This is a genomic window from Halolactibacillus miurensis (genome assembly GCF_900116255.1).
In the GTDB taxonomy this organism is placed as follows: Bacteria; Bacillota; Bacilli; order Bacillales; family Amphibacillaceae; genus Halolactibacillus; species Halolactibacillus miurensis.
In genome coordinates, this window is the sequence record NZ_FPAI01000046.1 from 1 (window position 1) to 12322 (window position 12322).

General features: G+C 40.1%; 13 protein-coding genes and 1 pseudogene. 2 read left to right on the top strand and 12 right to left on the bottom strand.

Going from position 1 to position 12322, the window contains the following annotated elements; genetic code table 11:
* From BM390_RS14815 to BM390_RS14865, 11 genes and pseudogenes are all read right to left on the bottom strand, one after another.
* Nucleotides 1-369: pseudogene (locus BM390_RS14815) on the bottom strand (hypothetical protein); the annotation flags it as partial.
* Nucleotides 370-750: 381 nt separating this feature from the next.
* Nucleotides 751-1785 carry a metal ABC transporter solute-binding protein, Zn/Mn family gene (locus BM390_RS14820; RefSeq protein WP_062323806.1) on the bottom strand — a complete coding sequence of 345 codons (1035 nt, stop codon included), beginning with the start codon at nucleotides 1783-1785 and terminating at the stop codon, nucleotides 751-753.
* A gap of 80 nt (nucleotides 1786-1865) precedes the next feature.
* Nucleotides 1866-2966, bottom strand: coding sequence for a GerAB/ArcD/ProY family transporter (locus BM390_RS14825; RefSeq protein WP_089855704.1), 1101 nt, complete (start codon nucleotides 2964-2966; stop codon nucleotides 1866-1868).
* The gene (locus BM390_RS14830) at nucleotides 2963-4123 is read right to left on the bottom strand and encodes a Ger(x)C family spore germination protein (protein WP_062323803.1); all 1161 of its coding nucleotides are present in this window, start codon (nucleotides 4121-4123) and stop codon (nucleotides 2963-2965) included. The genes BM390_RS14825 and BM390_RS14830 overlap by 4 nt, the downstream gene beginning before the upstream one ends.
* 4 nt (nucleotides 4124-4127) lie before the next feature.
* The gene (locus BM390_RS14835; protein WP_062323800.1) at nucleotides 4128-5576 is read right to left on the bottom strand and encodes a spore germination protein; all 1449 of its coding nucleotides are present in this window, start codon (nucleotides 5574-5576) and stop codon (nucleotides 4128-4130) included.
* A gap of 162 nt (nucleotides 5577-5738) precedes the next feature.
* Complete coding sequence (locus BM390_RS14840; RefSeq protein WP_062323798.1) at nucleotides 5739-6002, bottom strand: metal-sensitive transcriptional regulator; 264 nt, start codon at nucleotides 6000-6002, stop codon at nucleotides 5739-5741.
* Between the two features lie 28 nt (nucleotides 6003-6030).
* Nucleotides 6031-6399, bottom strand: coding sequence for a hypothetical protein (locus BM390_RS14845; RefSeq protein WP_062323796.1), 369 nt, complete (start codon nucleotides 6397-6399; stop codon nucleotides 6031-6033).
* Between the two features lie 100 nt (nucleotides 6400-6499).
* Entirely contained in the window at nucleotides 6500-7327 is an 828-nt protein-coding gene (locus BM390_RS14850; protein WP_369813903.1) for a VanW family protein, read from the bottom strand.
* A gap of 209 nt (nucleotides 7328-7536) precedes the next feature.
* Nucleotides 7537-8904 (bottom strand): dipeptidase, encoded by a 1368-nt coding sequence (locus BM390_RS14855; protein ID WP_062323791.1) that lies wholly within the window; start codon nucleotides 8902-8904, stop codon nucleotides 7537-7539.
* A gap of 5 nt (nucleotides 8905-8909) precedes the next feature.
* Nucleotides 8910-9389 (bottom strand): S-ribosylhomocysteine lyase, encoded by a 480-nt coding sequence (locus tag BM390_RS14860; protein WP_062323788.1) that lies wholly within the window; start codon nucleotides 9387-9389, stop codon nucleotides 8910-8912.
* A gap of 192 nt (nucleotides 9390-9581) precedes the next feature.
* Nucleotides 9582-10103, bottom strand: coding sequence for a YhcN/YlaJ family sporulation lipoprotein (locus BM390_RS14865; RefSeq protein ID WP_062323787.1), 522 nt, complete (start codon nucleotides 10101-10103; stop codon nucleotides 9582-9584).
* 147 nt (nucleotides 10104-10250) lie between these two features.
* Between BM390_RS14865 and BM390_RS14870 the strand changes: the two genes are divergently transcribed.
* Nucleotides 10251-10502, top strand: a complete 252-nt coding sequence (locus BM390_RS14870) for a YhdB family protein (protein WP_089855708.1) — start codon at nucleotides 10251-10253, stop codon at nucleotides 10500-10502.
* On the opposite strand, the gene BM390_RS14875 is transcribed toward BM390_RS14870, so the two are convergent.
* Nucleotides 10441-11403: a S1C family serine protease gene (locus BM390_RS14875; protein ID WP_062323785.1), complete on the bottom strand. Its 963-nt coding sequence runs from the start codon at nucleotides 11401-11403 to the stop codon at nucleotides 10441-10443. The genes BM390_RS14870 and BM390_RS14875 overlap by 62 nt on opposite strands.
* A gap of 206 nt (nucleotides 11404-11609) precedes the next feature.
* Here BM390_RS14875 and BM390_RS14880 point away from each other — a divergent pair, with 206 nt between their 5' ends.
* Nucleotides 11610-12158 carry a beta-class carbonic anhydrase gene (locus tag BM390_RS14880; RefSeq protein ID WP_062323783.1) on the top strand — a complete coding sequence of 183 codons (549 nt, stop codon included), beginning with the start codon at nucleotides 11610-11612 and terminating at the stop codon, nucleotides 12156-12158.
* The last annotated feature ends 164 nt before the right edge of the window (nucleotides 12159-12322 follow it).

Below are 12322 nucleotides of genomic sequence, written 5' to 3' on the forward strand. Positions count from 1 at the left end.
GGCTTTTATTTTTTGAAGGGTTGTCAAGCGCGCCTTCGTCGCTTTTATTTTTCTTTTAACGGCGTTGATTTGTTCTTTTTTATTACGCATGTACATGTTCTTCAATTCTCTTTGCGCGGATAGAAGGGCGCGTCCTTCTTGAACAGCACTGTTCGCATAATAATCATTTAATCCGTAACGTTGCTTTAACCGTTGATGGATGGAGACGGAACTTTTCTCTTTCGAGCCCCTAAGCTCCCGGACCTCCGCTTGATAGCGAAAATGTTTGGCTTGATTAAACACCCGGAGGGTGTGATCCATGGACGTAACAAAATCAGGGTCAATCTTATGCTTATATAAGCGATTTGAAAAAATGGCCTTCATGCCCATGATACCCACCCTCTCTTTATTTTGTGACGGTCATTGTTAATGACTTAATTATACCACGAGGAATATATGTTTGTCACTTCAAAAATATTCAAAACGAGCGATTCATCAGCCACCTAGTGCTGACGCACTTGAGGAAGGTGGCTTCTCGCCCTAAAGCGATAAAAATCATCGGTGACTTAGATACATGATAGTCTTTATGTATGAAGGCGCATCTTTATAGACCAACGCAGCCATCTTGATACCCGTATTAAAACAACGATTAAAAATATTGCTTTCTATATTATATCGACAAATTCAAGCGAATTTAAAGTAGGAGTTTATACACAAAAAAGATGAAGTAAGTATCTTTCGAAAGACCTACTTCATCGGATGTTTATAAAACTATTCACTTAATACTTCTTCTAACACAGCCAAATTACGCTCCATTAAACTAAAGTAATCGTCATTACTTTCAATATCTTCTGTGCGCAAAGTAGACAGATTATGCAATTCTTTCGTCTCTAGTCCTGCCTCATCTCTAATTACTTCTGATACTTTGGATGAAATGTTTTGTTCAAATAAAATTGTGTCAATCGCCCGGTCTTCAACTAAATCAATCAGTTCGATTAGTTGTTGTTGCGACGGCTCATTTGATGGTGATAGTCCTGTCACCGCTAACTGTTCAATGCCATAATCACGCGCCCAGTAATTATACGCCGCATGGGTGACCAAAATTGTTTTATTCGGCACTTGATCAAGGACCGTTTTAAACTGTTCATCGAGTGTTGTTAATTTTTCAACAAGCGTGTCATAATTTGCTCTAAAATAACCTTCTTGCGCTGGCATTAAGCGAATCAGTTCATCTAAAATATTCTCACTTAATTCAATCGATAACTGTGGGCTCAACCAAACGTGGGTATCATAATCACCATGGCTGCGTTCTGCTTCTATGTCATGGTCATCGACCTCGTCGTCATGATCCTCTTCCTCATGACTATGATCGTCTTCTTCGTGACTATGGTCATCCGCCTCTTCATGACTATGATCGTGTAAATAAGTAATCATATCAAGACCGGTTGAAGCTTCTAAAAAGGTCACATCTTCATCTGCTAGTGCTTCTTTCATTGTTACCGCATAGCTTTCTGCTTGTTCCTCATTGTAAATAAAAAGGTCAGCTTCAGCAGCGGTAATCATTTCTTTTGATGTCGGTTCATATGAGTGTGCATCACTACCTGCGGGTAAGATTGAGGTGGCTTCAACGTACTCTCCACCAATTTCACCGGCGAAGAATTGTAACGGATAAATCGTCGTCATTACCTTTAATTCTTCATCGTTAGATTCCACTGCACTATCATCTGTTGATGCACTATCTGATTCACCGCAAGCCGTCAGTATAAGGATCATAGCGGTTATAAATAATAATAAGTATTTTTTCATTTCTTTATCCCCCTTGAATTTTTGCTACGGGAATAAGTATATCGTAACCGTTACGTTTTGTAAATAGTAACGATTACGTTTTATTGTTTTTTTTTATACTTTTTATATTTTAAGCGCTTCTCACTCCTACTTTTCTTTGTGATTTGACGCGGAATGCGTAACAATTGATAAGATAACAGTAACACCATCGTTATTAACATGAGGATATACCAACCCTTACTGTATAGCCAATTATAAATGACGATGGGAGAGCGAATAAAATAGTTTGTTAAAAAATACATGGCGATTAACAAACCAATCTGAACGACATGCATCGCTTGCTTGGATAGGGATGCATTAAAACTAATGATGATTATATACAACAAAATCACCATTTTCATCACGCTTGTCACAATGACAAATAACGAAAAGATGGCTTCAATTCTCTCTAACAAACTAAACCAATGAATATTCATTAACACGTGATAAAGTGGATACGTCGTAAGCGTTGTTAATTTCGAACCTAAAATCATCACAGAAATAATTGTCCCGAACGTAAAGAAGGCCATCACTTTTAACACCGTTTTTACATACAGCCCCTTTACATCCGAAGCATCTTTCACAAATTGTCCGAGTTTTAGTACGACTAACCCATCGGTAAAAATGACGGAAAAAAATAAACTGCACGCTTTTAAAAGTGAGAGATCCAGCGAGAACTGAACTGGTTTTAATGCAGATGTGTCTACTTGAATCAGTGCCATGATTAAAATTAAAAATATGGACACTGTCGGTAAATAATAAAACACTTCAACTGTTCTCCCCACATGTTCTAATGTCTTTGACCCTAATATAAACACTGTCAGAAGTAGAAGGATAATCAGGACTTTAAACGGCGTACCCATTAAATATTGAAAGGTAATAAATTGACCGAGCACCATCAGTTCAAATACAAATAATCCCGTCGCATATAGGGCAATGACCACACCGACAATCACTTGTGAAATCATAGGGGCTGTATTTGTTTCAAACAATTGTTTTGGAACGATGAAAATTAAACCTACCGCAAACAGTCCAGTGAGAATAATTGCCATCCAACCATTGTGATCTAAGTAATACAACACAAGTTTTGGCATATACAACAGTTGACTGCCTAGTAATGAAAAATACAAGATATACTTAAACTGTCGCTCTGTTAGTTTCACTTTGGCGCACCTCGCTCAGCGGTTATTTGTCCATTTTGAGAGATGGTGACATCAAATGTATAACTTGCGGTTACGTTTTGAAAGGTCTCATCCCAATCATCTTTTACTTCTTCCCATACAGACGGTTGATTCTGGTACAACAATTGCCCTAAACCGATACTATCGATTTGTTCCTCACGTAAACGATCCAGACATTGTGACATTTGATTTTTTATATCGTCAGATAATGCTTGCTTTAATTTAGCTAGATCATCGACATCGCCCCAAGCACTTTGACCAATACTTGCCTGGATCGTCGTGGTAACATCAAAATGCCGGCGCTTTTCACTTGGTTTAATTGCTACTTTTGCCTTCATGATTTCCAAGGTGACCAACGCATCGTTCACCGACACAACCGAGACAGTATTTTGTATATGATTGGTCCAATAACCGTAACCAATACTTTGTTGCTCGGTCAGCCACCCCACTAACTGATCTTCTCTAAATAAAGCTAAATCATTGATTTTAATAATGGTTTCAGGTTCTGTTTGTTCGATACTTTCGATGCTACTTCCACTGTCTACTTGACCTAACAATTCAATCCCCGTTAAAACTGGTTCTACCCCTTCAGAGTAGAAGGCTTTATAAAAATCCTCTAATTCATTTTCTCCTGCGGTACCGTAAAACTCTTCTGTGGCCATTGTACTGTTCAATACCTTATTGGCCGGAATTTGTTCGATAGGAGTCAGTGTTTTTAATAAGTCATTGGCTTTATATTCTTTTACAATAAAAAGAGAAAAATCGCTCCGCAGTTCATGGTCTCGCATAAGAAAATCTAATAAAGGTAGGAGACCCTCTCTGGCTAGCGCTTCATCAAAGGCGACAAAGCGAATGTGGCTAAGAAAGATCTTTCGCGGGGTAATGCGTGTCAATCGTCTAAGCGCATGAAAAAACGTCTCGCCTGTTTCTGAGTAACAACTCACCCCCGGTCGGCCCGTCTTCGTTGTACCTCCTGCCACTTCTGAAGGATTAAGCACTTGTAGCGTCACGTTCACACCTGTCTCTGTTTTATCAACACCTATCGCTGTCGCCACCATCATTTCGTTAAGCTCTGTTTGTGAATAACAGCCACTAAGCAACAGCAACATACATAATAAGCCGATGACTTTCTTTTTCATCCGATTACCTCTTTCTCACCTTTTCTCGTTTAAAGACTGTTTTTAGTTGAAACAGTTGCTTTCTTTTATCAAGGCGCTCTCTCACCCATAAATCAGCCGATGCTTCCGCATCATATGGCGCAAAACCACTTAAGTAACTAATCCCCACTGAATCCAATGTCGTCAGATGAAACGCCAGTAACATAAGTCCTAACACAATGCCAATGAGGCCGAATAGCGTAGCGGAAATAATAAACATAAACCGTAATAATCGCACGGATATGGCGAGATTATAACTCGGAAAGACGAAGTTACTAATGGCGGTAATCGAGACAATAATCACCATCGCACTGGAAACAATCCCAGCTTCAACCGCTGCTTGACCGAGTACGAGCGCTCCAACAATAGAGACCGCTGAACCAACGGCACTCGGTAACCGTACCCCTGCTTCTCGCAATATTTCGAACGTAATTTCCATTAACAACACTTCCGTTACCGCAGGAAAAGGAATCCCTTCTCGCTGGGCCGCTAATGAAACGAGTAGCGCGGTAGGAATAACTTCTTGATGAAACAACGTTAACGCTAAAAATACCGCGGGTGTTAATAACGCCACAAAAAAACTTCCCACTCTGAGTATCCGAATCGCGCTAGCAATGTCTGCGCGTTGATAGTAGTCCTCACTTGACTGTAAGAAGTCAAACATTAACGCCGGGACCATCAACACAAATGGGGTCCCGTCCACAATAATGGCACAGCGTCCTTCAAGTAAACCAGCCGTAATCACGTCAGGTCGTTCGGTATTATATACCGTTGGAAAGACCGTCTTCACATTGGTCTCTAATAGTGTTTCAATATAATGACTCTCTAATATGCCTTCTAACGGTTGTTCTTTTAACCGCTTCACAATATCATCTACGAGCTTTTTTTTACATGTCCCGTCTAAGTAAACGACCTTCACATCTGTTTTCGTTTCTGTCCCTAGCGTTAGCGTTTGAAACATTAAGCGTTTATTTTTCAACCGCTCTCTAAGCATCGCTTGATTAACAACAACAGATTCTGTAAAGGCCTCTCTAGGCCCCCGAATCACTTCTTGTGTTTTCACTTCACCAATCGCCCGGTGGTGACTTTTGCCAATCGAGACGCTAACAGCACTTTCACACACAACGAGTAATTGATGATTTAGAATGACGTTAAGATAATCACGCGGTGTTTGTTCCTTTTCTGTCGGACCCATTTCTTGACAAGCATAATAAAGCGCGTCTGAATTTTGCCGTTTCTTTTCAATCACAAACCGTTGTTTTAACGTCTCAATCGCTATCGCCTCTATATCAACCGTATCCGTTAAATAACAAAAATAAATCGTCGCTTCATTGATTTTCACCGGACGTATGACTAAATCTTCTCGGTGACGTAAGTCTTTTTTTATCTGTTCGATTATTGTCTCAGTCGCCTGTTCATCAAACGTTAATCGCATCAGTCCGCCTCACTCTCATTTCTTTTTTGTAGTGTCACCAAAATGGCGACTAATCATACATCCGTGAGTCAACAAGACTTACTTCGGTGAGGTAAACGAAACAACGTCATAATAAAAAATAAAAAAAGACAAAAAAATAACACCTAAAAGGTGTTATCAACATTATCTACTTTTCACAAGTAATTGGACGGCTTCATCGACTAACTTTTGTGGGTCTTCTTCGCCTGATTTTTCTGCTTCAATCACACAGCTAACTAAGTTCGAACTCACAACGACACCCATTGTTCGGTCAATAGCCGTGCGTATCGCTGACATTTGGGTGACGACATCTTTACAATCTTTCCCTTCTTCCATCATCTTAAGGACGCCGCGCACTTGACCTTCAATCCGTTTCATTCGATTAATTGCTTTTGGTGAGTAGTCCATTAAAATCCTCCGTTCTGATTTCATTCTTCTAAGATGCAAATTCTGCTAGATACTTTTTACATTTACATGGGTTATTAATAATCGCATAGCCTTTGATTTGATGACCGTGATGTCTGAGTAATCTAATACCCATATTCTTTTCTACCTCATCAGAGGCAATCACGACAATCCCTGAAGCAGGTAAGCCATCATGATGGCGTTTGATATAGGCAATAGGTAAAGCAATAGCACCGACAACGACTTCTTTTGCGGAATCACTATAGTCACGTAAATCAACCAAGATAGGTTGAGACGATAATTGATCTTTTTTAATGCACTTGACACCTCGAACAGGTACGTAGCGTGTATACAACAAGTAACCTACAAACACTGTAAGGAGTGTGAGAAAAATAGTCACTTTTTAAACCTCCTTGATAAATAAGTCATTACTTATATTTTATACACGATACGGTATTGAAGTCAAACAATAACCTTAAGAAAACTGTGAATTTTTTCACTCAACAAAAGTCTGATGTTTCAGGCGACTGTAAAAACGGGTCATACATCATAATCGCATGATTTTCCGTCACGTACTCATCTCTTAATTCTTCACCACTCGCATTGTACACTTTACGGTACAGCTGATTGTGTCGTAAGTAGCTGCCCCAATGGGCTTGTGATAAGCGATGGTTTTTCTCATAGATCTTGTAGCGATGTAACGTTGGTACATCAGATAAAATATGTCCGACAAGATGCGTATCTGTCACCTCCACGTTTAGTTGAAATGTCTGATTCGTATCATTATTAAATTGTAAGTCTAAGTAATTATAACTACACGTGGCTCCGCTACCAAATGGTTGCGAGCGTTTGCTGTCTGGAAATACGTCATAACTGTGGCGATATCGTTCGGTCACCGTTAACGGCGAATGAAGCACCATCCAATAGATCAGGTTAGATAACTGACACAGTCCTCCACCCGTTCCAGTCGTAACTTTACCGTAATGGAGAATCATCCCATCCACATATCCCTTTCGCTTCGTTGTGTTACCAATTAACTTCCAGTAAGAGAATGTTTCCCCCGGCTTAATGAGAATGCCTGATAACCGCTTAGCCGCTATCGTTAAATTCTTAACTTTGTTGTGCTGAAGCCACATATCAACATCTTTTAGCTGTCTGAGTAGCACGGTTTGATGTGTGAACACGTCATATTTTAGTCCTTCAGATGCGCGCGCTTTCGCGTAATGCTCCTGACCGACATACCAATGAATAGAGCGCTTTAAGCGGTAATATTTCTTTCCAAGAAAAATCCTTAATTGACTGCGTTGTTTCGGTTGCATCGCGTCCATATAAATCCTCCTTATACATCTATTTACATGTAATCATACCGCATACAGGACCTAATCGAAAGTATTTTAATGAAGAAAAAAACAGATAAAAACACACCAAAAAGATACTCCGAACAAAAAGAATAGAAAAAAACAAAAAAGCTAAAAGCACCGCCCTCGTCTACATCACGATCACGGTGCTTTTACCTATAGTTTCTCATGCGAATGTGTTACTTTAGTTGCGGTACTTGTTGATAGAAATCCACCAAGGTGACGATCCCGCGGTCAAAGTTCTCAACCGGGAAACTTTCATTCGGTGAATGAAGTCGGTCATCAGGTGTTCCAAATCCGAGTAGCACGACCGGGATATCAAATATATCATCGATCCATTCAACGACCGGAATCGACCCACCCATTCGGACAAAGACGGCTTCTTTATTAAAGGCCTTACCATAGCTCTTCGCTGCTTGATTAATCAGTGGATGGTTAAAGTCCACTTTATACGCCTTAGCTGAGAGAGGCTCGCGGGTGATCTCAACTGTGACACCAGACGGTGTATGAGCTTCAATATGTTTCACAAGCTTATCTTGGATATCATCTGGGTCTTGACCTGGGACGAGGCGACAGGTGAGTTTCGCGGTTGCTTTCTCCGGAATAATCGTTTTCGTTCCCTCACCTTGGTAACCGCCAAATAGACCGTTAATTTCTAATGTCGGTCTTGCCATCGTATGTTCTGTTGCTGTATAGCCTTGTTCTGAAACGGTTTCTTGAATATTGAGTGACGTCATATAATCTTCCTTTGGTGCCTCAGCCATCAGTGATCGTTCTTCTTTTGTCAGTGGTTCAACGTCATCATAGAAACCATCAACCAAGACGACTTCGTTTACATCTTTCATAGTTGATAGAATGTGACTCATCGCCATTAATGGATTTCTAACCGCTCCGCCGTATAAACCGGAGTGTAAGTCACGGTTTGGACCTACCACGCTAAATTCTAAACCCGTAAAGCCTTTCAGTCCATAAAGGACGGTTGGTTGATTTTCTTCGACCATGCCAGAATCTGAAATGATACAAAAGTCAGCATCGAATTGAGCTTTTTTCTCCTTCAAGATCGTATATAAATTTTCAGAGCCAATCTCTTCTTCTCCTTCAATACAAACCTTCACATTAATCGGCAACGTTCCATTCGTTTTCATTAATGCTTCTAAGGCAACTAAATGCATAAACACTTGACCTTTATCATCGCTTGCCCCGCGCGCATAAATGCGCCCGTTACGCACTTCAGGTTCAAATGGTTCTGAATTCCATAACTCATAAGGGTCTGCAGGTTGAACATCATAATGACCATAAATTAATGCCGTCGGTAAATCATCACTGACATGGTAATGGGCATAGACAAGTGGATGCTTGTCTGTTTCTTGAACGTTAATCTCAGTAAAGCCGATCTCTTGTAAATAATCAACTAAAAAGTTAACCGCCTTCGTCATCTCACCTTTAAAGCTAGAATCGGTACTCACACTTTTAATCCGTAAAAAATCATGTAATAATGCTAAATGTCGGTCGCGGTTTTCCTTTAAATACGTTAAACTATCGGTCATTCTCTTCACTCCTCTTCTTTACTCGGTCCAAATACGTCAGACCATTCTTGTCTTTTTTGTAGCATCTCTTCTGCGTAGATTTTAGCTAAAGCTAAGTCATGACTTGCCGCAAACCCGCACTGGACTTCATTACAAGCCGGGACAGTTTCAGCTGATACAACGTCGGTCAGCGTGCGTTCAATGATGTCCAATATCGCGTCATAATCATCATGATTAATCACACTTAAGTAAAAGCCGGTTTGACAGCCCATTGGACCAATATCTAATATGCGATCAGAATGGTTTCTTATATTTTCAGCCATCAAATGTTCTAATGAATGTAAGCCGGGCATTTCCATATAAGCTTTATTTGGTTCTTTGAAACGCACGTCATATTTATGTACCGTATCACCTTGCTTACCGGTTGTTACACCGACTAGCCGTACGTAAGGGGCAACAACTTTCGTATGATCTAGATTAAAACTCTCGACGTTCATTTTTGTCACTGTTTTTCCCTCGTTTCTGTTAAATAATTTGATGCTCTTATTTATCTTATCATATCCTTACTGTTTTTTTAAAAACAAAACAACAAAATTAAAACCAGTGTAACGACTCCTCTCGTCATCACACTGGTCATTTAAATGGCACCATTTTTTTAGCTACATAGGTTTAGTTAAGTAAACCGTCGGTCTTCCTTATTAGTTTTGTTGATCAGGGAAGATTCGGTCAATCATTTCGCCCGTTTCTTTAAAGAAACCTTCAACCGGTTTACCGGCATCAAGGTCTTCCTGATAACGATTAGCCAAATCAAGAAAGTCAGGATTTGTCGTTAACCTTACCGTTTCTACTTCAGGTAACTTTTCTTTCACCACTTGGCTCACCGCTTGTTCTTTTTCATCCACATCAAAGGCATCTTCTTGAACGTCTGCCGCAACATAGACCGTCTTGCCCATTCGCATCATATAAACACGCTCGACACCTTCTAGTTCACTTTTCACTTGTTCCTCTAACGCTTCATCAGACAATAATTCATAACCATCATTCATTGCATTGTCTTCTGTACCCCCAGCGTTATCTTGTTCACTTTGGTCCATCTCACCTTGATTGTTGTCTTCTTCATTCATATCACCGTTATCACCATTGGGTTCAGGTGACTCATCTGCCGTTTGACAGGCTACCAACAAAAAAATAGACATCACACATACTAACAGTTGTTTCATTTTATTTTCCTCCTTGTGATTAAACTTTTGTTAGCTTAACCACAACGCAAGAAGATTATACACGTCACCCAATATTTACTCGGGATAGGTTATCGAAAACTGCTTACACTAAACGCAGATAGCCATTTCACTTTGGAGGTGACTGATATGGATTCTTACGTATTGTGTGCGATGTATTTATTTGAACAAAACCAAGACGGTTTATTTATATTGATGTTAAGGACGAAAGATGATGTATTAAAAAAGCGAATCCATCAATTTCTTGATACCGACAAGCATCATCCATCAGTGATTGACATGTCACAAGCTTTTTATTTTTGTGAGTTAATTGACTATATTAGTTTTGCTTACCGAAAGCAAGTTCATCCACCCATGTCTGAACAGTACGAACATCAATAGCCAGTCCGACTCGTCCGTATTCAACACTCTCACGTGTCGCGTAAATAACCGCCACGACCTCGCCAGCCGCATTGACAACCGGACTGCCGCTATTACCTTTATAAACAGGTGCATCAAGCGCGTAGACAGCCGCTTCTAACGTCGCCGGCGTTTCTCCAATAATCGTTCCCGAATTGGCAATCCGGTTAAACCGTAAAGGATTCCCAACAAAAGTGATCGACTCTCCCGCTTCTACTGATTGCCGACTAAGCTCAAGATACGGTAAGTCACGGCCTTCCACTTGCACAAAGGCTAAATCCACCTCCGGGATGTGTTTAATGACTTCCCCTGTCGTCACGTCTTTATCTTTTATTCCGACCGTCACTTCAGTCTCATCATCAACCACATGAGCGTTTGTCACAATTAATCCGTCCGGCGAAATAAGAAAGCCCGTCCCCCGACCATCTCCAGTATCAATAATGACAACCGTGTCTTTTATTTGTTCAACCTCTTCATCAAACGATAGTGCAATCGATGTCTTGACGAATTCAATAGCAGGTATATTAAAGGTTTGAAAGACGAGCGCTAACCCTTGAATCAACACAACGAGTGCCAACAACAACCCAATCAGTTTCATATCTTTTGATAACGTTAACGGCGTTTTTTTCTTTCGGCCTTGTTGACGTTCTTCTCTGATGATGTCGATCATCTCTTCATGCGTGAGTGGTTCAAATAAATCCGCATCAATCATCTCTTGTTTCACTTGACGTAAATAGGCTTGTTCTTCTTGGCGCTTTTTCTCTTGTTCCATGTCTCTTTGTTTTTGACGTTCAGCACGCCATTGTTGTTTGCGCATCATTTCTTCTGGTGTCTCTTGTTTACTTATTTGATTTTGTTTTTGGTTTTTATCGTCAGTTGTCATCATTTTCACCCTTATTTCCCGGGAAATTTATCTTATCCTACAACTTTGCTCATTTTTCTCATCTATCTCACCCCATCAAGTCTAACACAAATAATGCGTGATTACGCTTTCTAGCTAGGTGAATGTGTCTAACTTTTCAGTAAAGTCTTGATTTTATCCCCTTTTTTAACTATGATAGTAAAAAATAGCGAGGGGGATTTTTCTATATGTTACTAGAAGATATTTTACAACATAATCATGTCTTTGTAGAGAACAAAGACTACGAAGCCTACGTAACGAATAGTGTACCAGATAAACACGCGGTCATTCTGACCTGTATGGATACACGATTAACAGAGTTATTACCAAAAGCGATGAACTTTAAAAATGGTGATGTAAAAATCCTAAAAACAGCCGGTGCCATCATTAAAAATCCATATGGGTCTGTGATGCGCAGTATTTTAGTGGCTGTCCATGCCTTACAAGCAGATGAAGTGTATGTTGTCGGTCATCATGACTGTGGTATGAGTAGTTTAGATGCGGATAACTTTATTGAACATATGAAAGTCCACGGCATTGACGAAGAAAAAATCAACAACTTACCGGTCGATGCCCATGAATGGTTTGAAGGATTTGACTGTGTAGAAGCATCCGTTAAAAGCTCCGTTGATTTAATTGAGAATCATCCACTCCTACCAGATGACATTCCTGTTCACGGCCTCGTGATTGACCCGAAAACAGGGAAGCTTGATGTCGTGATCAACGGCTATCAGTAACGAACAGCAAACATAAGCCAAACAAACACATAAACAAACGAAAAAGAGACCCAGCGGGTCTCTTTAGTTGGTTCTTTGTCAAATGGTGTTGGCGAGAAGTTTTAACCAATAATTTCAAGCTTATATTTCACATGTTTCGGCTCTTTTTATGCAGCTGAAACATG